Consider the following 26,303-nt stretch of genomic DNA (forward strand, 5'->3'; position numbering starts at 1 on the left):
TTACATTCAAACAAAATGCGATATATCGCATATGTAAGCGATTACAATATAAATGAATATTCGAAAATGACTGACAATTAACAAAAAGGGTGTTGACTTGGCATTTTAAAGGCGATATGATATCAACAATATATAAATTATTGTGAGAAAATTCACAAGATATAATATTCATAGCTGCAAAGCTAAACGCTTTATAAGCGGAAAGTATAGGAGCGATTGATTTGAGAAGTGACATGATAAAAAAAGGCGTCGATCGCGCTCCACATAGAAGTTTGCTTTACGCAACTGGGGTCAAGACGAAAGATTTGGAGAAGCCGTTTATCGGTGTTTGTAACTCGTATATTGATATTATTCCTGGCCATATGCATTTGAATAAGTTTGCAGAGGTCGTGAAAGAAGCAATTCGTGAAGCTGGAGGAATTCCATTCGAGTTCAACACGATTGGTGTAGATGATGGAATTGCAATGGGTCATATCGGGATGAGATATTCACTTCCGAGTCGTGAGCTTATCGCAGATTCAGCAGAAACAGTCATTAATGCGCACTGGTTCGACGGAGTGTTCTACATTCCTAACTGTGACAAAATCACACCGGGAATGCTAATGGCAGCCGTAAGAACAAACGTCCCATCTGTTTTTGTATCAGGTGGTCCGATGGAAGCTGGTACTTCAGCAGACGGAAAACAACTTTCACTCACATCTGTGTTTGAAGGAGTTGGATCTTATAAATCTGGTGGTATGACAGCAGAGCAACTGCTAGATATTGAACAAAATGCATGTCCAACATGTGGTTCGTGTTCGGGAATGTTCACAGCGAACTCTATGAACTCTTTAATGGAAATGCTAGGAATGACGCCTCCGGGAAATGGAACAATTATTGCAACTTCCGACGAACGTCATCGCCTCATTAAAGAAGCGGCACATCATCTAGTACGTATGGTAAAGGAAGATGTGAAGCCAAGAGATTTAATAACAAAAGAAACAATCGATGATGCATTTGCGCTAGATATGGCAATGGGTGGTTCAACAAACACTGTTCTTCACACATTAGCAATTGCACACGAAGCTGAAATTGAATACGACGTGAGAGAAATCAATGAAGTCGCGAAGCGTATTCCTTACTTATCGAAAATTATGCCAGCATCTGATTACTCTATGCATGATGTACATCTTGCAGGAGGAGTTAGTGCCATTATAAAAGAACTTTGTGAAATTCCTGGGGCTGTTCATCCAGATCGACTAACGATTACTGGTAAGTCACTCTATGAAAATGTGAAAGAAGCAGAAATTACAAATGATCAAGTCATACGCCGAAAAGAAAATCCATATAGTCCTGTAGGAGGCTTATCCGTACTATTCGGAAATATTGCACCTGAAGGCGGAGTTATCAAAGTAGGTGCAGTGGATCCTTCCATTAAAGAGTTCACTGGCAAAGCAATTGTATTTGATTCACAAGAAGCAGCACAACAAGCAATTGATGACGGAATCGTTCAAGCTGGTCATGTAGTAGTGATTCGCTACGAAGGTCCAAAAGGCGGACCAGGGATGCCAGAAATGCTTGCTCCTACCTCCGCAATTCAAGGCCGTGGATTAGGTACTCAAGTTGCACTAATTACAGATGGTCGTTTCTCCGGAGCGTCTCGAGGAATTTCTATCGGACATATTTCTCCAGAAGCTGCAGATGGCGGTCCGATTGCTTTAGTGCAAAATGATGATGTAATCGCTATTGATTTAACAAATAGAACGATAGATTTACAAGTTAGCGATGAGGAATTAGCTTCCAGACAAGCGAACTTACAGCCATTTGAACCAAAGATTAAAAAAGGTTATTTAGCAAGATATTCAAAACTAGTAACATCAGCAAGCACTGGTGGAGTAATGAAAATCTAAACGAAATATTATAGAGAATTTATAAAAAAAATACTTAAATCATTGATGAGGCAAAAGTTAAAGGGTCCTTGTATTTACAGAGAGTCGGTGGGCTGGGAACCGACAATACAACCTTTAGCGACATCCCCTCGGAGTGAAGTGTTGAACGGGTAACCTTTTAGATACTTCCGGGTGTAGTTTAGCTACTCTCGTTATAAATGGATGGTGGGCGATTTGCTTGCTGTCTGCGAGGTAGCGGTTGCGCTACAAACTAGGGTGGTACCATGAAAAGAATTTCATCCCTATACAAAAGAACGAAGGTTTCTTTGTGTGGGGTGAAATTCTTTTCTTTTTATAAATCAGACTTTAATGATGTAAATCACTAAGGCGGACAAAATTTTTCAAGTAAACTGGACGATTTGATTCAAAAGGAGGAATTTATGATGAAGTTAACCGTTGAGGAAACTGAGCAAGTTTATGAAGAGCCTGTAACCACTGAGGCTCCTGTGCAATTGAATGGTGCAGATGTTTTTATCGAAACGTTAAAACAGCATCAGGTAGAAGTGATATTTGGTTATCCAGGTGGCGCGGTTTTACCTATTTACGATGCATTGTACAAAAATCCGATTAAGCATATTCTTGCAAGACATGAGCAGGGAGCTATTCACGCAGCTGAAGGGTATGCACGTGTTTCTGGAAAGGTTGGGGTAGTAATTGCCACTTCTGGACCAGGGGCCACAAATTTAGTTACAGGCATTGCCGATGCGATGATGGATTCTATCCCACTTGTAGTATTTACAGGGCAGGTTGCTACTACGGTAATTGGTACAGATGCTTTCCAAGAGGCAGATATTATCGGTATTACGCAGCCAATTACTAAACATAATTACCAAGTAAAAGATGTAGCTGATTTCCCAAGAATCATTAACGAAGCTTTTCATATTGCTTCTACAGGTCGTCCAGGACCAGTTGTCGTAGATATACCTAAAAATATGGCTACGGGAATGTTCGTAACGCCAAAGGAAGAAACGCAGCAAGTAAATCTTCCAGGATATCAGCCGACGACAACACCGAACTTTTTACAAATTCAAAAAGCAGCGAAAGCTATTTCTACTGCAAAGCAGCCTTTGATTCTTGCTGGAGCAGGTGTTTTATTCGCAAAGGCATCAGAAGAACTAGTTGCATTTGCAACAAAATATCAAATTCCAGTAACAAACACACTTCTAGGATTAGGCGGAATCGAAGGAAACCATCCACTTTTCCTAGGGATGGCAGGCATGCATGGAACGTATACAGCGAATATGGCAATCCAGACATGTGATTTACTCATCAATGTCGGCGCTAGATTTGATGACCGACTAACAGGAAACTTAAACTACTTTGCACCGAACGCAAAGGTAGTTCATATAGACATTGATCCCGCTGAGATTGGAAAAAATGTACCGACAGAAATTCCAATTGTTGCGGATGCAAAAGAAGCACTTGAAGCATTGCTAGCGCATGGTGCACCAAATGGTAATACAGCAGCTTGGCTAGAAAGCTTGAATATTTCGAAGGAACAATATCCTTTCCATTATCAAGCGAGCGAGGAACGTGGATTACTACCTCAGCAAGTACTCGAGCTCGTACATGAGTATACAAATGGAGAAGCCGTTGTTACCACTGACGTTGGACAGCATCAAATGTGGACAGCACAATACTATAAGTTCAACAAGCCACATAATTGGGTAACATCAGGTGGACTTGGAACGATGGGATTTGGTTTCCCAGCAGCAATTGGGGCACAGCTTGCGAAACCTGACGCAAAGGTAGTTTCGATCGTTGGAGATGCAGGTTTCCAAATGACGTTACAGGAGTTATCACTTTTACAAGAGCTTAGAATTCCAGTTAAAGTAATTATCTTAAATAACCAAGCACTTGGCATGGTACGCCAATGGCAGGAGGCATTCCACGGTGAAAGATTCTCGCAATCACTGATTCCGGTCCAACCAGATTTCGTTAAACTAGCAGCAGCCTACGATATTAAAGGCTACAAAATTGAAACGTTCGAGGATGCAAAGGTGCAATTAAAAGAAGCACTAGAATCTGATGAACCAGTATTAATCGATTGCCGAGTAGTGCAAAAAGAATGTGTCTATCCAATGGTTGTTCCAGGCACAGCCTTACATGAAATGATTGGGGTGAAGCCAGAATGAAACGAATTATCACAGTAACCGTGATCAATCAAAGTGGAGTACTCAATCGTGTGACTGGCTTACTCATGAAGCGTCAGTTCAACATAGAAAGCATCACAGTAGGGCATACAGAAAATCCTGAAATATCTAAAATGACATTTGTCGTAAATGTTGCGGATGAACAAAAGCTTGAGCAGCTATTAAAACAACTGCAAAAACAAGTTGATGTATTGAAAGTAAATGATATTACCGAGAAACAAATTGTCGTAAGAGAGTTGGCGCTTGTGAAAGTCGTGTCGCCACCAGCTGTAAGGGCAGAGGTTAATAGCATCATCGAACCTTTCCGTGCTTCCATTATTGATACAGGGAAAAATGTTGTCACCTTCCAAGTAACAGGCAGCCCAGAAAAAATTGATGCATTTATCGATTTGCTCAAGCCTTATGGCATTAAAGAGCTTACTAGAACAGGCGTAACTGCATTTGTTCGAGAGACCCAAAAAGTAAACGCACCACAGTTATCCATTTTAAAATAATATAAAAAACCCAAATTTGAGGAGGAAATTACAATGGCTAAAATGTATTATAACGGAGATATCAACGAAGGACTTTTACAGGACAAAAAAATCGCAATCATCGGGTACGGATCTCAAGGTCACGCACACGCACTAAATCTAAAGGATTCAGGATTTGATGTAGTAGTAGGTATTCGTGCAGGAAAATCATTCGACCAAGCAAAAGAGGATGGTCTTGAAGTATATTCGGTAAAAGAAGCAGCAGAAAAAGCAGATGTTATCATGATTTTATTGCCAGATGAAAGACAAAAAGCGGTGTATGAAGCGGAAATCCAACCTTCATTGAAAGCTGGTAAAACACTTGTATTCGCTCATGGCTTCAACGTACATTTCGGTCAAATTGTTCCTCCAGCAGATGTGGATGTATTCCTAGTAGCACCAAAAGGTCCTGGTCATTTAGTACGTAGAACATTCGAAGCTGGAGCAGGAGTACCAGGATTATTCGCTGTCTATCAAGATGCGACTGGTCAAGCAAAAGATCTAGCACTTGCTTACGCTAAAGGAATCGGAGCTGCTCGTGCGGGAGTTTTAGAAACAACGTTCAAAGAAGAAACAGAAACAGATCTATTCGGAGAGCAAGCAGTACTTTGTGGTAGTACAACTGCAATCGTTAAAGCTGGTTTCGAAACACTAGTAGAAGCAGGTTACCAACCAGAGCTTGCTTACTTCGAAACATTACACGAATTAAAACTAATCGTTGACCTAATGTACGAAGGAGGAATGGCTACAATGCGTTCTTCTATCTCCGATACAGCTGAGTGGGGAGATTTCGTATCTGGACCACGTATCATTGACTCATCTGTAAAAGATCGTATGAAGGACGTATTAACTGACATTCAAGACGGTACATTTGCAAGAGAATGGATTAAAGAAAACGAAACAGATCGTCCAAAATATAATGCTATTAAACAAGCAGAATCTGAGCACCAAATCGAAGTAGTTGGAGCAAAATTACGTGAAATGATGCCTTTCATCAATGAAGGGAAAAAAGTCAAGAAAGAAGTGGTGACTAGTGCGCAAAATTGACATTTTTGACACGACGCTACGTGATGGCGAACAATCAGCTGGTATTAATCTAAATACGAAAGAAAAGCTAGAAATTGCTCGTCAACTTGAAAAGTACGGTGTTTCCATCATTGAAGCAGGATTTCCTGCTTCATCCCCTGGAGACTTCGAGGCGGTAAAACTTATTGCAGACTCAGTGAAAAATTCAGTCGTTACTGGTCTAGCTCGCTCGATCAAAAGTGATATTGAAACTTCATGGGAGGCGTTAAAAGGTGGAGTGCAGCCACATCTGCACACATTTATCGCAACATCTCCAATCCATATGCAATATAAGTTAAATAAAACGCCAGAGCAAGTGATTGAAATCGCAGTTGAATCTGTGAAACTAGCGAAAAAATATTTTCCACTTGTACAATGGTCAGCAGAAGATGCAACCCGATCTGACAAGGAATTCCTAGTTCGCATTATGAATGAAGTGATTAAAGCAGGCGCAACAACGATTAATATTCCAGATACAGTAGGCTATGCAACTCCAGCTGAATACGGTGCTTTATTCAAATACTTAAGTGAAAACGTAACAGGTATCGAAAAAGTGAAATTATCTGCTCATTGTCATGATGACTTAGGAATGGCTGTTGCAAATACTTTGGCAGCTATCGAAAATGGAGCGACGCAAGTAGAAGGTACGATCAATGGTATCGGTGAACGTGCGGGTAATGCAGCACTTGAAGAAGTAGCTGTTGCACTACATATTCGCAACGATTATTACCAAACCGATTCGGGGATTGTATTAAAGGAAACGAAACGTACTAGCCAGCTAGTGAGCCAGCTAACAGGGGTTGTTATTCAGCCGAATAAAGCGGTTGTCGGGAAAAATGCATTCGCACATGAATCTGGTATTCACCAGGACGGCATGCTAAAAAATCCGGAAACGTATGAAATTATTACCCCGGATTTAATCGGGGATGTAGCGACGGAGCTAGTTCTTGGTAAACACTCTGGACGTCATGCTTTCTTCTCAAGAGCGGTACAAATGGGCTTCCATCTATCTGATGAAAAATTGAATGCAGCGTTTGTAGCATTTAAGAAATTAGCAGACCGTAAGAAAGAAATTACGGAAGAGGATCTATTTGTTTTATTAACTGATCAACAAGTGAAGAGTGGAGAAGTGGAAGTGTATGAATTAGAGGAATTAATCGTCCACTATGAAAACAATGTCCCAACATCTACTATCACTGTAAAAGTACCATCTGGTGAAAGCGTAGTGGAAACTTGTCCTGGATCTGGTGCAGTAGAAGCAATTTTCAATACACTTGAAAAAATCGTTAACGGCGAGGTTCGTATTTTAGACTATCGTGTTTCATCTGTATCTAAAGGGCGCGATGCACTAGGTGAAGCAGTTATCAACTTAACCTTCAATGGCAAAACAACATCTGGTCGAAATGCTTCTCAGGATGTATTGAAAGCATCGGCAAGAGCATATATCAACGCGATCAATCGTCAATTAGTAAACGTACAAATAAGAGAACAAGCCGCAGTGGGTCAATAATTCAGTGATTGTAGTGAAAGGCGGCGACTCCAGCGGGAACAGCGAGAAAGTTGAGACCCCGCAGTGAGCGCTTTAACGGAACAAAGGCTAAAAGCGCCACCTCGTGTGGCAACGCCTTCGTGACCAACATCCTGTTGGCCTGAGGAGGCTCGACCTCGCCCGCGGAAAGCGTCCGCCTGCATCGCTTCGCTAGCTTCGAAACATGAAAGTGCGTTGTAACGGAAATCAATAGCATTGTTTATTAGAATCAAGAACAAAAAAATGGGAGTGAATGAGATGGAAAAAACGATAACGGTATTACCGGGAGATGGAATCGGTCCAGAAGTAACAGAAGCAGCAGTAAAGGTGCTTCAAGCAATTGCAAAACGTTATAACCATACGTTTAACTTGCAATACGGATTGATCGGTGGAGCTGCTATTGATGCCAGTGAAAACCCACTTCCAGAAGAAACTATAAATGCATGTAGTCAAAGTGATGCCATCCTTTTAGGCGCGGTGGGTGGGCCAAAATGGGATCAAAATCCATCTCATTTACGCCCAGAAAAAGGGTTGCTAGCTATTCGTAAGCATTTTGGATTGTATGCCAATATTCGTCCAGTAAAAGCGATTCCTGCGTTACTAGAAGCTTCTCCTCTGAAAAAGGAAGTAGCAGAATCAGTAGATTTAGTTATAGTTCGCGAATTAACAGGTGGACTATACTTTGCCGAACCACGTAAGAAAACAAATGATTACGCATTAGACACTTTGGTTTATACTCGTCCAGAAATAGAGCGAATTGTAGATACTGCTTTCCAATTAGCAAGAAGCCGTCGTGGTAAGCTTGCTTCTGTCGACAAAGCGAATGTATTAGATTCTAGTAAACTATGGCGCCAAATTGTCGAAGAGAAAAAACAAGGCTATCCAGATGTAGAAGTAGAGCATATGCTTGTGGACTCAACAGCGATGAAGCTGATCACGAAGCCAGATTCATTTGATGTAATAGTAACGGAAAATATGTTTGGGGACATTCTAAGTGATGAAGCTTCTGTAATTACTGGATCTTTAGGAATGCTACCATCTGCAAGTACACGAGAGGATGGTTTTGGTTTATATGAACCAGTCCATGGCTCTGCTCCTGATATTGCCGGACAAAACAAAGCAAATCCAGCTGCAACTATTCTTTCTGCAGCGATGATGCTACGCGAATCGTTCCAAATGGAAACAGAAGCGGCAGCTATTGAAGAAGCTGTATTTAATGTTCTAAATGACGGGAATTTCACAGGTGATCTTCAGATGGAAGGGAAAAGAGTACTTTCTACAACTGAATGGACAGATAAAGTAATTGAAGAATTAGACTCAGAATTTGTATCAGATAGTATTATGTTTTCTTATGTCTAACCAAAAGGAGAGGGACTTAATGGCAAAAACGATTATTGAGAAAATTTGGGATGAACATATTGTGTACGAGGAAGAAGGTAAACCAGACCTTCTCTATATCGATTTACACTTAATCCATGAAGTGACATCTCCGCAAGCTTTTGAAGGGTTACGACTAAACAATCGGAAAGTTCGTCGACCAGATCTTTGTTATGCAACGATGGATCACAACGTTCCAACTCGAAACAGAGAGCAGATTAAAGATGTTATCGCTCGTAAGCAAATCTCTACACTTCAACAAAACTGTGAAGAATTCGGCGTTCCACTTGCCAATATGGATCATCCGGACCAAGGAATTGTGCATATTATCGGACCAGAGCTTGGCTTAACGCAGCCTGGTAAAACAATTGTTTGTGGCGACAGTCACACATCTACCCACGGTGCATTTGGTGCAATTGCTTTTGGTATCGGAACTAGTGAAGTAGAGCATGTTCTTTCTACACAAACGCTATGGCAGGCTAAACCGAAAACAATGCAAATTAAAGTGACAGGTGAGCTAGGCTTTGGAGTGGCAGCAAAAGATATTATTTTAGCAATCATTTCGAAGTTTGGTATCGATATGGGTACAGGGTACATCGTGGAATATACTGGTGAAGCAATTCGCAAGCTATCTATGGAAGAGCGCATGACGATTTGTAATATGTCGATTGAAGCAGGGGCCCGCGCAGGTTTAATTAGCCCAGATGAGACTACTGTTGAATTCCTTCGAGGACGTGAGCATGTGCCTTCAGGGGAAGCTTTTGAAAGAGAAGCAGCACGTTGGTTAGCACTAGCTACTGACGAAGGTGCAGCTTACGATAAAACGGTAGAGATTTCTACAGACGAAATAGAGCCATTCGTCACATGGGGAACAAATCCTTCTATGGGTTCTGGTGTTTCGCAAAGTATTCCGTTCACTTCTGATTTTGTGGAAGCAAGTGACAAGCAAGCACATGAAAAAGCACTTGCATATATGGGCTTAGAACAGGGAATGCCGTTAGAAGATATCGCAATAACCAATGTATTTATCGGATCATGTACAAATGCACGGTTGAGTGACCTTCGTACAGCAGCAAACGTAATTGCTGGACGCAAAGTACATCCAACAGTAAAAGCAATTGTCGTTCCAGGTTCACAAACAGTTAAAAAACAAGCAGAACAAGAAGGCATCGACCAAGTATTCCTTGAAGCAGGATTTGAATGGCGTGAATCAGGCTGCAGTATGTGTCTAGCGATGAATGATGATGTCGTTCCGGCAGGAGAGCATTGTGCATCTACTTCCAACCGAAACTTTGAAGGCCGTCAAGGGGCTGGTTCCAAAACACATTTAATGAGCCCAGCCATGGCAGCAGCAGCGGCTATCGAAGGTCATATTGTGGATATTCGAAAATTCGGACTGGTGAATGTTTAAGAAGGAGGAAAACCAATGGAGCCTATCAATGAAATCAACAGTGTCATAACACCTTTGAATCAAAAAAATGTCGACACGGATCAAATAATCTCAAAAGAATTTTTAAAGCGTATTGAACGCACAGGATTCGGTAAATACCTATTTTACCACTGGCGCTTCGATGCAAATGGAGAGCCAATTAAGAACTTCGTATTAAATGATGAGCGTTATAAAGGCTCTACTATTTTAGTGGCACATGACAACTTTGGCTGCGGCTCCTCCCGAGAGCATGCACCTTGGTCCATTTTGGATTATGGTTTTCGTGTAGTCATCGCACCAAGTTTTGCGGATATCTTCTATAATAACTGCATGAAAAACGGAATTTTACCGATTAAGCTATCTGTGGACGAAGTGGAAGCATTATTAAGCAAAGAAGTATATACCGTTTCAGTTAATCTAGAAGCACAAACGGTAACAGGTGCGGACGGTGTCGTTTATTCATTTGACATTGATCCATACCAAAAGAAAATGCTACTAAATGGATGGGATGAAATTTCGTTAACCTTCCAATACGAAGATAAGATTAAAGCTTATGAAGAAAAAGTAGCTCAAGCATAAATAAGGATAACAAATAGAGTTTCAAAAAACAGCTAATTAGGAGATGGTTTTGTTGGGAATTCATACGACACTGTAGGTTTATATCGTGCATCTGAAAAAGTAGCGGAGTTCGTGCATCGCACACCGTGTAAAAAATCGGCCACATTCAATAAAATTACCGAGAAAAATGTGTTTTTGAAATTAGAAAACCTGCAAAAAACTGGGTCATTTAAAATTAGAGGCGCTATGAATAAAGTATCACAGTTGAGTGAAGCAGAGTGTGCCAAAGGATTAATCGCAGCCTCTGCTGGTAATCACGCGCAAGGTGTTGCTTTTGCTGGGGCAGCACGAAATGTGCCAGTCACGATTTTCATGCCACTTGGAACACCCGTTTCAAAAGTAAATGCTACGAAAGGGTATGGGGCAACTGTCAAATTAATCGGTCAAAACTTTGATGAAGCGTATATTGCTGCTCGTGAGGAACAACTCCGAACAGGAGCAACCTTCATCCATCCTTTTGACGATATAGCCGTTATCGAGGGGCAGGCAACCGTCGCAATGGAAATGCTTCAGCAGCGCCCAGAGCTAGACACGATTGTTGTGCCAGCAGGAGGAGGAGGCTTACTCGCAGGAACACTCCTTGCAGTTAAATCAATCCGGCCTGATATTCGCGTTATCGGCGTCCAATCTAGCAACGCCTCAGCAATTGCTAGAGCGTATAAAGGAAAAGGGGACAGTCTGCTACCATTTCAGGGTAAAACAATCGCGGAAGGCATCAACGTGAAAACGCCAGGGAATTTGACGATGAACATTATTCATGCACTCGTGGACGATGTGATTACCGTAAGCGAACAAGAAATAGCATCAGCCATTCTCTTCATGCTCGAACGTGAAAAAACTCTCATCGAAGGTGCAGCAGCCGCAGCTGTAGCGGCAGTGTTGAATCACAAAGTACCATCATCCGCAAATAACGTCGGAATCATCGTAAGTGGAGGCAACTTCGACGTTAGCAAACTAGTCGAATGCCAACAATTATGTACAAATATGCCATTGGCTAAATAATAACTCTCGAAACACCACTACTTAATTAAGGAAAGTGGTGTTTTGTTATGGAAAAATGGATATGTTGCGGAAATCAGGTGTGACGTTGCGCAACACTTAGGCAATGTTGCGAGTATGGCATAGGAAGTTGCGTATTATAAAAAAGGTCCGTCAAAGTGCAGAAAATGTTGTGCATATAGATCGAAATGTTGCGGAAAACAATAGCAATGTTGCGAATACGGCATAGGAAGTTGCGCAAAATAAAATACATCCTCCACCATGCCTGATATTGCGATTCTCAGCAAGGAACTCGCGATTTAGCATATCCCACTTGTGATTCTCACCTCCTAATTTACGATTCTGCACCTTCCACTTGCGATTTGCCAACTGCGAAACATAATTCAATCTCATCACTTGACTTAATGCACTAACTAAAATATAATTACTTACGAAAAGTAACTTAAAAATCAAACCTTATTGGAGGAATTAACATGAAATATCATAATAAACCAGTCACATTTATCGAATTAGTAGAGTTAAAAGTAGTTGATCTTCAACGTTCTCTAGAATTTTATGAGAACATTATTGGCTTTAAAGTACTAGAACAGCAAGCGGACAAAATCTATCTAACTGCTGATGGAAAAACAGCACTACTATCCATAGAGCAACCAGCAGATATTTTGCCGACACAGCAAAAAACAACGGGATTATATCATTTCGCTCTATTGTTACCAACACGTGCGGATTTAGGAGCAGTTTTAAGACATTTTGCTGAGCTTAACATTCGCATTGGAGCTGGAGATCACTTAGTAAGTGAAGCGCTATATCTAAATGATCCAGACGGAAATGGAATTGAGATTTACAGTGATCGCCCAGATACTGAGTGGAAATGGGAAAATGAATTTGTTGAGATGGCAACTCTTCAAATTGATGCTCAAAGTATATTAGCTGAAGGTGCCAATACTGAATGGAATGGACTACCAACAGGGACTGTTATGGGACATATTCATTTACATGTTTCTGAACTAGCTGAAACGCAAAAGTTTTATAATGCGTTAGGTTTTGACGTTATTACACCTAACTATCCAGGGGCATTATTTATGGGTTCAGGGAAATATCATCACCATATTGGTTTAAATACATGGGCTGGAGTAGGAGCACCTCCTTCACCAGAAAACGTAGTAGGATTAAAAGCATTCTCCGTCGTTTATCCTTCCAACGAAGCACTACAAACTGCAGTTTCTAAAGTAAAAGCATTCGGAACAGAGATTGTAGAAGAAAATGGGACATTTACGGTGAAAGACCCTTCGCAAAATAAAATAAAATTAACAGTAAAATAAAAAAATGACTCCGAGCTAATCGGAGTCATTTTTCTTCTTCTCCCTCTTCTATAGTTTCTTCATTTTTATCACCAACTATTTGGTCTACCTTTGTGACACAATCTGTTTGAATTCGACTTGGACCTTCTGGATTAATTATTTTGTCATTTCTTGCGCATTCTCGGCGATGCTTCTCGACAAGATTAGAGTGTCAAGATTCTTTTGTTTAGGTAATGGCGAAATATTGATGATTTTAAAAACTGCTCTAAATTAGTTTTAAAATTTGACTTTGTAAAATTCATGTAAAGTTTCTGAAAACACGCTCATTTCTTTGAAGGATTATGCTATATTTCAATTTGGGAGGTCGGAATACCTATGAAAAAATGGTCTACTATTCCACTGCGAATGAAATATTTAATAGCAATATTTAGTTCTTTTATCTTATTTGGGTTGATGACTATTTTATTGATTGTCCAAGTAATACATAACCAAAAGTTAGCGGATGAAATGGAAACTTCCTCACAAAACGTCGAAAGTGTGGATATTATGCGATCTGAAGTAGCTAGTTTATACATCGCTATATCTCATTTCGCTGGAGATCCATTAGATGAATTTGACAAAGATTACGAAGCGAAGAAAGAGAGTTTAGCAATTCTATTAGATGAATCTAGTAAGCAAATGCCCTATGTCGAATGGGAAGGTTTCTCAGAAACGCTACTATCAATTCAAGGTACATATGAGAATAATTTGAAGAAATCAGTAATCAACAAAGAAAATGTCGCTAAAAGAAGACAGCTTCAGTCCATCAATGAAAAATATACGAGCCTAACCGTTCTATTAGAAGAAACGAGGCAGCATGAATCGGATAAAAGACAGCTTTTAATAGAAGAAATGTCTGAAAGCCAGAAAAATACAATTGTCATTGTAGTTGGTGCTTTCCTGATAGCAGGTCTACTTTCACTTGCCCTCGTATTCTTGACAAATCGACAAATAAAAACGCAGCTGGCACATGTCGTTTTATCTGCAAAGGAAATATCAAATGGGAATTTAAATAGTCAACCTTTAGAAATATTAACAAATGATGAAATTGGAGAAGTATCTCGTGCAATGAATGAAATGCGTGTAAACCTCATAGACATCGTAAAAACGATTAAGTACACTGCGGAGAATTTAAGTGGTAATAGTATAGAACTACAAACGTATTCCACCAATACAGTAGATAGTACAAATACTGTTAAACTAGCTATTCATGAGACGAGTGGCAGTATGTTGGAGCAAAAGGAAGCATCTATTGGTATCCGCTCCTTTTTAGAGGAATTCTCCCGTACTTTTGGGGAGGTAACGGAGAAGGTTATTGAGCTGAACGAGTATTCTTCCATTGCAGTAAAAATGGCAGATGACAGTGCAGTGGCATTAAAAAATGCTGCAGGAGAATCTGCAAAATTGCGCTCATTATTTAAAGAAGCAGATCAAGAAAGAGAATTACTTCAAAACAGAACAGAGGAAATTGCACGCATGACAACAATTGTCCAATCAATTTCTAAGCAAACTAACCTACTTGCGTTGAATGCTGGAATTGAAGCAGCTCGATCTGGAGAGCACGGCAAAGGCTTCGCAGTTGTAGCAGAAGAAGTGAAGAAACTTGCAAATGAGGTTTCTGGAACAGCAAATAAAATTCACGAAATATCTAATGCTATCACTCAACAAGGTACGCAGATGGCGAATGTTTTCGCAGATGGACTAGCTGCATCCAAAAATAATGCAACTACGTTTGAAATGCTCCATCAAAAAATGGATAAAATTGTTGCTTATATTGGTGATTCCAAAAATCAAAATGAACATATGAAAGATTCTATTTTAACAATTGAAGAAGAAAAGAACACTTCTGTGAGACTCATATTTGCATTAATAGAATCTATTGAAAATAATACAGCACAAATGGAACATACAGAAAACATGCTTTTGTCTAATGTAGAGACAATCGAAAAACTCTCAAAATTGATAAATGATGTTAGTGAACAGGCAATTATTTTGGAGAAATCAAGCACTAGATTTGTAATATAAAAGATACCTAACAAGTAATAAATAATCTACTTGTTAGGTTTTTTAATGAGAAAACGTTGAAAATACTGAGTTTATCTTGTAACACAATTGTTACATAACTGTAAAATTAAAAAGGTTTAAGGAGTGGTAAGATGAATTTAGAGAAATAATCAGAAAACTTTAGATCTTGGGGGAACACGATGAACTTAAAATCTCTGTCGCAAAAAGTCATGGCGATCATACTATTATCAGTACTATTAGTTACAGCTCCATTCGCAGGAAATACAGAAGCAGCAAGTTCTGTCAATTCATCGGAATTAGTAGCAACAGCTAAAGATTTGATTGGGATTAAATATCGTGGTGGCGGAACTACAAAAGCAGGATTCGACTGTTCTGGATTTGTTAGTTATGTGTACAAGGATGTAGGAGTTGGACTTCCAAGAACTTCTTCTGGAATGTACTCTTCAGGATCTAAAGTAAATAAAAGTGATCTATCTTCTGGAGACTTAGTATTCTTCAATACGTCTGGTAAAGGCGTTTCACATGTGGGTATATATATCGGTGACGGCAAATTTATCCATTCTTCTTCTTCAAAAGGTGTAAGTATCGCTAAAATCAATGACCCTTACTATTGGGGTAAACGTTATGTTGGTGCAAAAAGAGTTACTGATGTAACAGTAGCAGTAAACAAATAAACATATCCATATCAGTTCTATCGTATAATTTACGGTAGAACTTTTTTTATACTAAAAGTATCTTCTATTATTTTCATATCGTTTGAAAATTTTAAATGAATTCTGCATAATGAAATAAAGATAGTAGCTCAACCATCGAACGGAGGGAAGGGTTTGAAATATAATCGCAATGAATATTTTCGTTATACATTTGGAGAACCATGTGATGCGACATTTCGACTGATTAAACAACATCAAGGCGATGCAGAAGTGGAATTGTCTAAAAAAGGTGCATGCAAAATTATAGATATTAGCCCAAATGGCGTGAAAATGTTTAGTGAATTATTTATATCTATAGAACAGTTACATTATGTGGAATTGAATTTTACACTAGATACAAATCCTATTTCAATGGTTGGCGAATTTGTATGGTCCCATCGAAAATCATCTGGTCATGAATATGGTATTAAGCTTGTTGGGGATGATGAAAGTGAAAAAATGATTATTGCAGAGCTTAAAAACCGTAGACGTAAAGAGATGGAACTAAATAAGTAAATATTATTACAGCTTTCGACAAAAAATAAATAAAAACTTTAAAATAAGAAGGATATTTTAAAGGTGGTGTTGAAATATATATATAGAGTTAAATTAAAGGAGGAGTTTACATGCTAAACTTTAACATTCGTGGAGAAAACATTGAGGTGACTCCTGCAATACGTGAATACGTTGAAGGGAAAATCGAGAAAGTAGACCGTTACTTTAACGAAGAAATTCAAGCAACTGCAAACGTTAACCTAAAGGTGTATAACGACAAACAAACAAAAGTAGAAGTAACAATTCCTATGAAAAATTTAACACTACGTGCAGAAGAGCGCAATGCTGATATGTACGCTGCAATCGATTTAATCGTTGACAAATTAGAGCGTCAAATTAGAAAGTATAAAACTAAAGTTAATCGCAAATTCCGTGAGCGTGAGGGTGTCGCAACATTTTTTGCAACTATCGATCCGCCAGAGGGAGCAACTGAACATTCGGAAGAGGACGAATATAATATTGTTCGTACAAAACAGTTCGACCTAAAACCAATGGATCAAGAAGAAGCAGTATTACAAATGAACATGCTTGGTCATAATTTCTTCATCTTCACAGATGCAGAATCTAATGGTACAAATATTGTTTACAAACGCAGAGACGGAAAATATGGATTAATCGAAACTAACTAACATCAACCTAACTCCCTTCATATCTTATGAGGGGAGTTTTTTTATTAGATAAAAAGTATATGAAAATGTCCTGTGAAAACTTGTTTCAAGGGAATTGTAATAATGAATAACCCTATGATTTCCGTTTCAGGTGGACGCGTTTCGCGGGGTGAGCGATGAGTTATCACCGTCACTTCGTGCCGCTGTGATATCTCATCTGTGTCACTCATCCCGCAGAAGTCGCCACCTTACACTTCGATCAATGAATGTGAGGTACTATACGAAGAGATTTGGTATAACTTTCCTTATATAAAGTGGTTACTGTTGATTGTAGCGTAGGTCGTCGACTCCAGTGGGATAGCAAATGTTTATCTGTACCGATAGCGAAGCGACAGGTACACGAGGGAGAGACTACAGGCTCGAGCCGTGCCCACGGAAAGCGTCCGACCGGAGAGGAAATCAACGGAATAACTAAGTTTTTGTTCTTTATTAGTGAACCTTATTTGCGTGACTTTACAACGAATGGTAAAATGGAGAGTAAGACTAAATGGGAAGTGAAAATAGATGCTTGGTGTATTAAACAAAGTGTTCGATTTGAATAAACGTGAACTAAAACGCTTAGAAAAAATGGCAGATAAAGTAGAAGCACTTGAAAGTAAAATGGAAGCCTTGTCTGATGATGAGCTTCGTTCGAAAACAGATGAGTTTCGTGATCGTTATACAAAAGGTGAAAGCTTAGATAGTTTATTACCAGAAGCATTTGCAGTAGCACGTGAAGGATCTAGACGTGTTCTTGGAATGTTCCCATTCCGTGTTCAAATTATGGGGGCAGCTGCTCTTCACGAAGGTAATATTGCGGAGATGAAAACAGGGGAAGGTAAAACGTTAACCTCTACTATGTCTATTTATTTAAATGCAATTACTGGTCTTGGTGCACATGTCGTGACGGTAAATGAATACCTGTCTAGCCGTGATGCTGCTGAGATGGGGAAATTGTATAATTTCCTTGGGTTAACTGTTGGATTGAACTTAAATTCCTTATCAAAAGAAGAAAAACGTGAAGCTTATGCGGCGGATGTTACTTATTCGACGAACAACGAGCTTGGCTTTGATTATTTACGAGATAATATGGTTTTGTATAAAGAAGATAAGGTTCAAAGACCGCTTCACTATGCAGTAATCGATGAAGTTGACTCTATCTTAATAGATGAAGCAAGAACACCTTTAATCATTTCCGGACAAGCAAACAAAGCAGCACTGCTTTATAAACAAGCAAATGCATTTGTACGTACATTAACAAAGGAAGTAGATTATTCTTATGAGGAATCTACAAAAGGTGTAACTTTAACAGATACTGGTGTAGAGAAAGTAGAAAAAGCTTTCAACATAGATAATTTATTTGATTTGACTCATGTTCGCTTAAATCATGCAATCAATCAATCATTAAAAGCTCATGCTTCTATGCATTTGGATGTCGATTATGTCGTTCAGGATGGCGATGTTGTTATTGTTGATTCGTTTACGGGTCGTCTGATGAAAGGTCGTCGTTATAGCGATGGTCTTCATCAAGCAATTGAAGCAAAAGAAGGATTAGAAATCCAAAATGAATCAATGACGATGGCTACGATCACATTCCAAAACTTTTTCCGTATGTACGACAAACTTTCAGGTATGACGGGTACAGCAAAAACGGAAGAGGAAGAATTCCGTAATATTTATAATATGAATGTTATTGCGATTCCAACAAATCGTCCGATTGCTAGGGATGACCGTGCAGATTTAATCTATGCTTCGATGAATGGTAAATACGAAGCGGCAGCTGCTGATATCGCAGAACGTAACAAAAATGGACAACCTGTTTTAATAGGTACTGTAGCTATTGAAACCTCTGAAATTATTTCTAAACTGTTAACGAAACATGGCATTAAGCATAATGTATTAAATGCTAAAAATCATGAACATGAGGCAGAAATTATTGCAACTGCTGGACATTTAGGATCTGTTACGATTGCCACGAATATGGCTGGTCGTGGGACAGATATTAAATTAGGCGATGGCGTAATTGAAGTCGGAGGTTTAGCAGTAATTGGAACCGAGCGACATGAATCCCGTCGTATAGATAACCAATTACGCGGACGTTCTGGTCGTCAGGGAGATCCTGGGGTAACTCAGTTCTATCTTTCCATGGAAGATGAATTGATGCGCAGATTCGGCTCTGATAATATGCGTGCTATGATGTCTAAGCTTGGAATGGATGACTCTCAACCAATTCAATCGAGAATGGTATCTCGTGCAGTAGAATCAGCGCAAAAACGTGTTGAAGGTAATAACTTCGATTCACGTAAGCGTTTATTACAATATGATGACGTATTACGCCAACAGCGTGAAATCATTTATAAGGAACGTAACGAAGTATTAGAAACAGAGAATATGCGTGCACTTGTAGAGTCTATGATATTCGGCGCGATTGAACGTTTAGTTTCTTCCCATACTGCCTCTGAGAATAAGGCAGACTGGAGTTTAAAAGGGATTGAAGACTACGTTCAAGCCAATTTATTGCCTGAAGGGGTAATAACTCAAACAGTGCTAGCAAATTTAACTCCTGAAGAGATGATTGAAAAAATAAAAGAAGAAGTAATTCGCTTCTACAACGCGAAGGAAGAAGAAATGACTGCTGAACGTATGCGTGAGTTCGAAAAAGTAGTATTACTTCGTTCAATTGACTCGAAATGGATTGATCATATCGATGCAATGGATCAACTTCGCCAAGGAATCCATTTACGTGCATATGGTCAAACTGATCCACTTCGCGAGTACCAAAGTGAAGGATTTGCAATGTTCGAGGCTATGGTCGATGCTATCCAAGAAGACGTTGCGAAATATGCGATGAAAGCAGAAATTCGCAATAACCTAGAACGTGAAGAAGTAGCAAAAGGGCAAGCAGTGAATCCAAAAGAGGAAGGCGGCCCAGTAAAGAAACAACCAGTACGCAAGCAGGTTTCCGTAGGACGTAATGATCCATGTCCATGTGGTAGCGGCGAAAAATTCAAAAACTGTCACGGTGCAGTGAATTAAAAATGAAATGCGCAAGGCGCCCGTTAGCCTCTACCAGCGCTGGAAGGATTAAGAGGAAAGGCGTACTTTGCCTTTACCTTAATCCTGAAGCGACCTCGAGAGGCTGGTGCCTGAAGCTAGACATAAGAAAGTCGGAGGAAAACAAATGATAGAAATTGCAACAGTACGTAACGAGCTAGATAGAACTTCAGGAAAGTTAAAAGACTTTAGGGGGTCTCTTTGACTTAGAAAACAAAGAAGTTCGTATCCAAGAATTAGAAGAGATGATGACATTTCCTGATTTTTGGGATGATGCACAAGGTGCTCAAAAAGTAATCAATGAAACCAATGCATTAAAATCCATCGTAGAAGAGTACCGTAATCTGGAGTCTATGCAAGAAGACTTAGAGATGACTTTGGAATTAATCAAAGAAATGCCAGACGATGAATTACAAGAAGACCTTGGCAATCAACTACACGATTTCACAAATAAGCTTAGTGATTTTGAATTGCAAATGTTATTGAGTGAAGAATACGATAAGCATAATGCGATTTTAGAATTGCATCCAGGTGCTGGTGGTACGGAGTCACAGGATTGGGGTTCTATTTTGCTCCGTATGTACCAAAGATGGGCAGACAAGCATGGATTTAAAGTAGAAACGATTGATTATTTACCAGGCGATGAAGCAGGTATTAAATCGGTAACGCTACTCATCAAAGGACATAATGCATATGGCTATTTAAAAGCCGAAAAAGGCGTCCATCGTCTTGTTCGTATTTCTCCTTTTGACTCTTCAGGACGCCGACATACTTCATTTGTTTCCTGTGAAGTTATGCCAGAGTTTACGGATGAAATTGAAATCGATATTCGTACAGAAGATTTGAAAATAGATACGTACCGTGCAACAGGTGCTGGTGGGCAGCATATTAATACGACTGACTCAGCTGTTCGTATTACCCATTTGCCTACCAACACAGTTGTTACATGCCAAACAGAACGTTCACAGATTAAAAACCGTGAACAAGCGATGAAATTATTAAAATCAAAACTGTATCAACTGAAAATTGAAGAACAAGAAGCTCAATTATTGGAGATTCGTGGAGAACAAAAAGAAATTGGATGGGGAAGTCAAATACGTTCTTATGTGTTCCATCCATATTCCATGGTAAAAGACCATCGTACCAATGAAGAAAGTGGTAATGTTCATGCGGTGGTAGATGGTGAAATTGATCCGTTTATTCACGCGTATCTACGTTCAAGAATAAATTAATAGACGTTTTACACACCGATGTTATAATTATATAACATCGGTTTTTTAATTTTTCAGAATAAAAGCGTGGGGGAAAAAGAAATGAATATTAATGAGTTGAAAAACGAAGATTTAAAGAGAAAAAACCAGATTTTGTTTTTAGCTTATGCGCTAGCAGGAGGTCTTGGATTACTAGTACAAATTATGATTCAACAAGCAGTGGTTGTCATTATTTCTATTGGAATTCCTTTTGTTGTAACGGTTACTATGTATTTTGTTGCTAGAAAATCAATACAAATCGCACGTGTTTTTCCATATTTTGTAGTGCTAGCTGGAGCGATTACAGCTGTAAGTATGAGTTATTTTAATGAAGTAAGTATTGCTACAATCGTATTAGCTCTTTTCATCCTAATTTTAAGTAGTTTACATTCTAACCAAGGTGTTTTTTTATTCGGATATATCCTGAGTTTAGGAGCAATGGCCTTAAATGTTGTGCTAGATACTTCAGGTATTTTTGAAGGGCGAATAGTGAATATCTTCTTTATTCAATTCATTATGGCACTCGGAATTTTCTTACAGGTAAGACAAAGTAAGAAGTTATTCATTAATGTCGAAAAACTGATTCAAGCAGCTAAAGAGAAGTCTGATGAAGATGCGTTCCTACATCAAAAACTAGAAACTGCAGTATCTGTTATTACTACTAATTTGGAGCAAATACGCACAAATACATTCAATACGAACAATGCACAGCAAGAGATGCTTGTGGCTGTTGGGGAAGTTAGTATTGGCTCCCAAAAACAAGCTGATCACGTTGTTGATATTGTAAAAAGTACTGAGGCAACTTCTGATTCAGTAAAAGAAATGGCTGATCATTTAGAGGAGATTGTTAAACAGGCTGAAATAGCTGAACAGAATGCGTCAGATGGCTCAACAGTTATGGAAAAAATGAAAAAAGAAATTGATCAATTTACAGTCTTTTTCGTTGAACTAAATAAAACATTCAATGGCCTTTCTGAAAAAATTAATGAAACAAATACTTTTGCGAGTGATATTCGTCAAATTACAGCACAAACTAATCTTCTAGCGTTAAATGCATCGATTGAGGCGGCAAGAGCTGGAGAACTAGGAAAAGGATTTGCGGTGGTTGCAGAGGAAATTAGAAAACTTGCCGGTGTTACTGATCAATCATTAGAAAAAATTGATGACAATTTAAATCAGTTAAATAAATTTAATCAAGAAGCTCTAAACAAGCTAGAAAATGGTGTAAATCAAATTTATGCTCAAGTATCTACAGTTGACGAATCAAACAAATCATTTAATAAACTGCATGAAACAATGAAGAATTTACAAGATGAGTTAGCAAAATTCTTGCAAGACGTGGATGTCATTTCCAATAATACGGAATCCATTAATATTAGTACAAATGAATTCGCAGCAATTATTGAAGAAAGCACAGCGACTGTAGAAGAATTTAACGCTACACTTGTTCAAATAACGGAAGATCAGCAGGCAATTGCCAAATATATTGATGAAACTTACAAAGAAGCTCAAACTATCAATAAAAAATAATGACTACAGTAAGAGCGTGTCTTAGAGACATGCTCTTTTTAAAATAAGAAACAAGTAATACTATTGATTTCCGTTTCAGGCGGAGATAAAGGAACGATGGCTAAGAACGCCACCTCGTGTGGCAACGCCTTCGTGAGAGTCTGGTCGTGACGTCAGTCACCACCAGACTCTCAAATAAATAACCGGTAACAATATAGCAAAAAGTTATGTACAAAGCACTTCAGAAACGATCGAAACAGCTTTTGATCTTAAAGGACATCTGTAGCTTTTCTAATCAGGTGTATGTATAACTTCTAATCTTAAGTGAAAACATATATCAATTCAATACCTTGTATTTCATTCGCTTCACCTCGTCAACACGCTATCTTGCTGAAGTTCACAAATTACTTTTCACTTGTTATACTTGTTCAGGCAAACAAAGTATTCGGATGAAAGAGGATATTAAAATGGAAACTAATATAAACCGTAAAAAATATAAAGAACCACATCCCATTATAAAAAACTCAAAAGATTATGTGTATGTAATTATTGGTGCAGCCATTATTGCTGTTGCATTTAACGTCTTTTTATTACCAAACCAAGTAGCTTCTGGTGGAGTTAGTGGAATTAGTACAATATTAAAAGGTGTCTTTGGTTGGGAGCCAGGTCTTGTTCAGTATGCTTTCAATATTCCCTTGTTTATAGCAGGACTTTTCTTTTTAGGTGCAAAATTTGGTATTAAATCATTTGTAGGTACATTAGTGTTACCGGCGGTGGTGCTAGTGACTGCAAATTGGGAGCCTTGGACAATGAATCCGTTACTAGGAGCTTTATTTGGAGGGATTACTGTAGGTTTGGGATTGGGAATCGTTTTTAGAGGCGGTGCGTCCACAGGTGGAACGGACCTAGCTGCACAAATTATTACGAAGTATACAGGATTTTCCCTTGGTACGAGTGTACTCTTATTAGATGGATTAATAGTTCTAAGCGCTGCAATTGTTTTTGATATCGAAAAGGCTCTATATGCCTTAATAGCATTGTTTGTTACGACAAAAACGATTGATCTTGTCCAATTAGGATTTAGCCAATCAAAAATGATTTATATAATTACGAATAAACAAGATGAAATTAGGGATACTATTTATACCGAGATTGATCGCGGTGTAACAAAACTCCCAGCTTATGGTGGATATACAAATGTGGAACGACCAATTTTGATGGTTGTGGCATATCAAACAGAATTCACAAAGTTGAAACATATCGTCAAGACTATTGACCCTGCTGCTTTTGTCATAGTTTCGGATGCCTATGAGGTATTGGGAGAAGGTTTCAAAAGATCATAACTTTGGTATAATAATTATGCAACCAAATACACTTTAAGGAGGTAGTAACATGAACAAAAAACTATTAGCTTTAATATTTGGAGCAGGGTTAGTTCTAGCTGCATGTGGTGGCGGTAATGATAATGATAATGCCGATACTTCTACAGGTACATCAACAAACACTGGAACAACAACTGAAACAGCTTCTGTTGATGCAGAGAAAATTGTGAGCGCAAAATGCATTAGCTGTCATGGTCAAAATTTAGAAGGGCAAGGTAACTTCCCAGCCTTAAAAGATGTAGGTTCACGCCTATCACAAGATGAAATTTTAAATGTTATTGAAAACGGTAGAGGCGCAATGCCTGGCGGAATTATTTCTGGCGATGAAGCTAAAGCAGTAGCTGAGTGGTTAGCAGCTAAGAAATAATGTAAAAAAGTATAACTTTAAGTGAGATCAGTTGCTCTTTTGAGTAGCTGATTTTTTATTTGCAACAAAAGAAGGAATATCCTCGAATGCTGTAGAATTTAGAGGTAGTAGGTAAAATGTATGTCAGTAAAATTCAATAATTAGGCAAAAAAATAGATTAAATTTTAGGTGACATAATTAATTGTACCTATAAAATGAAATCTTATTGTAACAAAAAAATGAGCTACAGATGTTATAATAGGCGTGTTGCATTTTATGACGAAATTAATTAGGTGGTTTATTAATGATAGAAATGATAAATGTCTACAAAAAGTACCCAAATGGTATAGTTGCCGCAAACGGTATCGATATAAAGATAAAGCAAGGCGAATTTGTATATGTTGTAGGACCGAGTGGAGCAGGGAAATCGACATTCATCAAAATGATGTATCGAGAAGAACGTCCAACTTCTGGTGATATTTTGATAAATGGAGTAAATTTAGCTACTCTCAAAAATAATAAAGTCCCACTTTTAAGACGCCAAATCGGTGTAGTGTTTCAAGACTTTAAATTATTGCCACGTTTAAATGTATATGAAAACGTTGCATTTGCTTTAGAGGTTATAGAAGAAACTCCTAAAGTAATACGTAAAAAAGTGATGGATGTATTAGAATTAGTCGGTCTAAAGAACAAAGCAAGAATGTTTCCGACAGAGCTTTCAGGTGGAGAACAACAGCGTGTGTCTATTGCAAGATCCATCGTAAATACGCCAATGCTTGTTATCGCTGATGAGCCTACGGGAAACTTAGATCCAGAGACTTCATGGGAAATTATGAATATATTCGAAGAAATAAATGCTCGAGGAACAACAATTATTATGGCAACGCATAATAGAGAAATTGTTAATACTATTAGACACCGTGTTATAGCAGTTGAGGGTGGATTAATCACTCGAGACGAATACGGAGGAGAATACGGTTATGAAGGGTAGAACTATAGGTAGACACTTCAGAGAAAGTATAAAAAGCATTAGTCGCAACGGATGGATGACATTTGCTTCGGTGAGTGCAGTAACAGTTACATTGTTACTTGTTGGAGTCTTCGTGATGATTATGATGAACTTAAACAAAGTAGCGGATGATCTGGAAAAAGACGTAGAGATTAAAGTTTATGTCGAATTAACTGCCGATGAAGCTTCTATAACAAAGCTAGAACAAGAGATTAAAGAGACAACTGGAATTGCAGAAGTGAAATATTCTCCAAAAGGAGACGAATTAAATAAATTAGTAGTTGATTTTGGTGACGATCTACGATTATTTGAACAGCAAAATCCATTACATAATGTATTTTATGCTAAAGCTATCAATCCTCAGGAAACAGAAGCAGTGGCAAAGAAATTAGATCGTCTTGATAATACGTTTGAAGTAAAGTATGGAGAAGGTAAGATAGAAAAACTATTTTCATTCTTAAATACTGGTAGAAACGTGGGGTTAGTATTGATTTTGGCATTGTTATTTACAGCAATGTTCCTAATTTCTAATACGATTCGTATTACGATTGTTGCCAGAAGAAGAGATATTGAAATTATGAAGCTAGTTGGGGCAACGAATTGGTTTATACGTATTCCATTCATCTTAGAAGGTATGTGGCTAGGGATTTTAGGTGCGATTGTTCCTATGACGCTAGTAACAGTACTCTACTATAATGTCTATAAATTACTAGCACCAAGGTTAGAACAAGGAAAACTATTTGAACTGTTAGATTTTTCGCCATTTATCTATCAAGTAAATGGCTTAATATTATTAATGGGAGTACTTATTGGTGTCTGGGGAAGTTTCATGTCCGTCCGTAAATTTCTACGTGTGTAATTGGTAAATTGAAGGGAGCAAGAAAT

General features: G+C 38.6%; 20 protein-coding genes, 2 pseudogenes and 1 other annotated feature. Of the genes and pseudogenes, 21 read left to right on the forward strand and 1 reads right to left on the reverse strand.

Features of this window, described 5'->3' with window-relative positions; genetic code table 11:
• Nucleotides 1-221: 221 nt before the first annotated feature.
• The 9 genes and pseudogenes from ilvD to BLR36_RS01110 all read left to right on the forward strand — a co-directional run.
• Entirely contained in the window at nucleotides 222-1,889 is a 1,668-nt protein-coding gene (ilvD, locus tag BLR36_RS01070) for a dihydroxy-acid dehydratase (protein WP_093059547.1), read from the forward strand.
• Between the two features lie 33 nt (nucleotides 1,890-1,922).
• Nucleotides 1,923-2,175: a binding site (T-box leader), on the forward strand.
• A gap of 136 nt (nucleotides 2,176-2,311) precedes the next feature.
• Nucleotides 2,312-4,063 (forward strand): acetolactate synthase large subunit, encoded by a 1,752-nt coding sequence (gene ilvB / locus BLR36_RS01075; protein ID WP_093059549.1) that lies wholly within the window; start codon nucleotides 2,312-2,314, stop codon nucleotides 4,061-4,063.
• Nucleotides 4,060-4,575, forward strand: a complete 516-nt coding sequence (gene ilvN / locus BLR36_RS01080) for an acetolactate synthase small subunit (protein WP_093059551.1) — start codon at nucleotides 4,060-4,062, stop codon at nucleotides 4,573-4,575. The genes ilvB and ilvN overlap by 4 nt, the downstream gene beginning before the upstream one ends.
• Before the next feature lie 33 nt (nucleotides 4,576-4,608).
• Nucleotides 4,609-5,640 (forward strand): ketol-acid reductoisomerase, encoded by a 1,032-nt coding sequence (gene ilvC / locus BLR36_RS01085; RefSeq protein ID WP_093059553.1) that lies wholly within the window; start codon nucleotides 4,609-4,611, stop codon nucleotides 5,638-5,640.
• Nucleotides 5,627-7,168, forward strand: a complete 1,542-nt coding sequence (locus tag BLR36_RS01090; RefSeq protein ID WP_093059555.1) for a 2-isopropylmalate synthase — start codon at nucleotides 5,627-5,629, stop codon at nucleotides 7,166-7,168. The genes ilvC and BLR36_RS01090 overlap by 14 nt, the downstream gene beginning before the upstream one ends.
• A 276-nt stretch (nucleotides 7,169-7,444) precedes the next feature.
• On the forward strand, nucleotides 7,445-8,545 hold the full coding sequence (gene leuB, locus BLR36_RS01095; RefSeq protein ID WP_093059557.1) for a 3-isopropylmalate dehydrogenase: 1,101 nt from the start codon (nucleotides 7,445-7,447) through the stop codon (nucleotides 8,543-8,545).
• 19 nt (nucleotides 8,546-8,564) lie between these two features.
• Nucleotides 8,565-9,974 (forward strand): 3-isopropylmalate dehydratase large subunit, encoded by a 1,410-nt coding sequence (gene leuC / locus BLR36_RS01100; protein WP_093059559.1) that lies wholly within the window; start codon nucleotides 8,565-8,567, stop codon nucleotides 9,972-9,974.
• Nucleotides 9,975-9,989: 15 nt separating this feature from the next.
• Entirely contained in the window at nucleotides 9,990-10,571 is a 582-nt protein-coding gene (gene leuD / locus BLR36_RS01105; protein WP_093059561.1) for a 3-isopropylmalate dehydratase small subunit, read from the forward strand.
• A 111-nt stretch (nucleotides 10,572-10,682) separates the two neighbouring features.
• A pseudogene (locus tag BLR36_RS01110) lies at nucleotides 10,683-11,531 on the forward strand (threonine/serine dehydratase); the annotation flags it as partial.
• Here the strand turns inward: BLR36_RS01110 and BLR36_RS19205 are convergent.
• Nucleotides 11,495-11,602 (reverse strand): annotated as a pseudogene (locus tag BLR36_RS19205) (hypothetical protein); the annotation flags it as partial. The pseudogenes BLR36_RS01110 and BLR36_RS19205 overlap by 37 nt on opposite strands.
• Nucleotides 11,603-12,082: 480 nt before the next feature.
• Between BLR36_RS19205 and BLR36_RS01115 the strand changes: the two are divergent.
• The 12 genes from BLR36_RS01115 to ftsX all read left to right on the forward strand — a co-directional run bounded on the left by BLR36_RS01115 (nucleotide 12,083) and on the right by ftsX (nucleotide 26,277).
• On the forward strand, nucleotides 12,083-12,931 hold the full coding sequence (locus tag BLR36_RS01115; RefSeq protein ID WP_093059565.1) for a VOC family protein: 849 nt from the start codon (nucleotides 12,083-12,085) through the stop codon (nucleotides 12,929-12,931).
• Between the two features lie 354 nt (nucleotides 12,932-13,285).
• Nucleotides 13,286-14,974: a methyl-accepting chemotaxis protein gene (locus BLR36_RS01120; protein WP_093059567.1), complete on the forward strand. Its 1,689-nt coding sequence runs from the start codon at nucleotides 13,286-13,288 to the stop codon at nucleotides 14,972-14,974.
• A 179-nt stretch (nucleotides 14,975-15,153) separates the two neighbouring features.
• Complete coding sequence (locus BLR36_RS01125; protein WP_093059569.1) at nucleotides 15,154-15,648, forward strand: C40 family peptidase; 495 nt, start codon at nucleotides 15,154-15,156, stop codon at nucleotides 15,646-15,648.
• Nucleotides 15,649-15,801: 153 nt separating this feature from the next.
• On the forward strand, nucleotides 15,802-16,182 hold the full coding sequence (locus tag BLR36_RS01130) for a PilZ domain-containing protein (RefSeq protein ID WP_093059572.1): 381 nt from the start codon (nucleotides 15,802-15,804) through the stop codon (nucleotides 16,180-16,182).
• A gap of 110 nt (nucleotides 16,183-16,292) precedes the next feature.
• A complete protein-coding gene (gene hpf / locus BLR36_RS01135; RefSeq protein ID WP_093059574.1) occupies nucleotides 16,293-16,850 on the forward strand; it encodes a ribosome hibernation-promoting factor, HPF/YfiA family in 558 nt (185 codons plus the stop codon).
• Between the two features lie 543 nt (nucleotides 16,851-17,393).
• On the forward strand, nucleotides 17,394-19,904 hold the full coding sequence (secA, locus tag BLR36_RS01145) for a preprotein translocase subunit SecA (protein WP_093059579.1): 2,511 nt from the start codon (nucleotides 17,394-17,396) through the stop codon (nucleotides 19,902-19,904).
• A gap of 145 nt (nucleotides 19,905-20,049) precedes the next feature.
• Nucleotides 20,050-21,154, forward strand: a protein-coding gene (gene prfB, locus BLR36_RS01150; RefSeq protein WP_371326688.1) for a peptide chain release factor 2 whose coding sequence is annotated in 2 segments (ribosomal slippage) — nucleotides 20,050-20,124 and nucleotides 20,126-21,154 — 1,104 coding nt in all. Because the reading frame shifts where the segments join, the coding sequence is not laid out codon by codon here.
• 81 nt (nucleotides 21,155-21,235) lie between these two features.
• Nucleotides 21,236-22,702 carry a methyl-accepting chemotaxis protein gene (locus BLR36_RS01155; RefSeq protein ID WP_093059583.1) on the forward strand — a complete coding sequence of 489 codons (1,467 nt, stop codon included), beginning with the start codon at nucleotides 21,236-21,238 and terminating at the stop codon, nucleotides 22,700-22,702.
• Nucleotides 22,703-23,148: 446 nt separating this feature from the next.
• Nucleotides 23,149-24,024 carry a YitT family protein gene (locus tag BLR36_RS01160; RefSeq protein WP_093059585.1) on the forward strand — a complete coding sequence of 292 codons (876 nt, stop codon included), beginning with the start codon at nucleotides 23,149-23,151 and terminating at the stop codon, nucleotides 24,022-24,024.
• Between the two features lie 49 nt (nucleotides 24,025-24,073).
• The gene (gene cccB, locus BLR36_RS01165; RefSeq protein ID WP_093059587.1) at nucleotides 24,074-24,430 is read left to right on the forward strand and encodes a cytochrome c551; all 357 of its coding nucleotides are present in this window, start codon (nucleotides 24,074-24,076) and stop codon (nucleotides 24,428-24,430) included.
• 283 nt (nucleotides 24,431-24,713) lie between these two features.
• Nucleotides 24,714-25,400 carry a cell division ATP-binding protein FtsE gene (gene ftsE / locus BLR36_RS01170; RefSeq protein ID WP_093059589.1) on the forward strand — a complete coding sequence of 229 codons (687 nt, stop codon included), beginning with the start codon at nucleotides 24,714-24,716 and terminating at the stop codon, nucleotides 25,398-25,400.
• Nucleotides 25,390-26,277, forward strand: a complete 888-nt coding sequence (gene ftsX, locus BLR36_RS01175) for a permease-like cell division protein FtsX (protein WP_093059591.1) — start codon at nucleotides 25,390-25,392, stop codon at nucleotides 26,275-26,277. The genes ftsE and ftsX overlap by 11 nt, the downstream gene beginning before the upstream one ends.
• The last annotated feature ends 26 nt before the right edge of the window (nucleotides 26,278-26,303 follow it).

Origin of the sequence: Psychrobacillus sp. OK028, from assembly GCF_900103605.1 — a bacterium.
Lineage (GTDB): Bacteria > Bacillota > Bacilli > Bacillales_A > Planococcaceae > Psychrobacillus.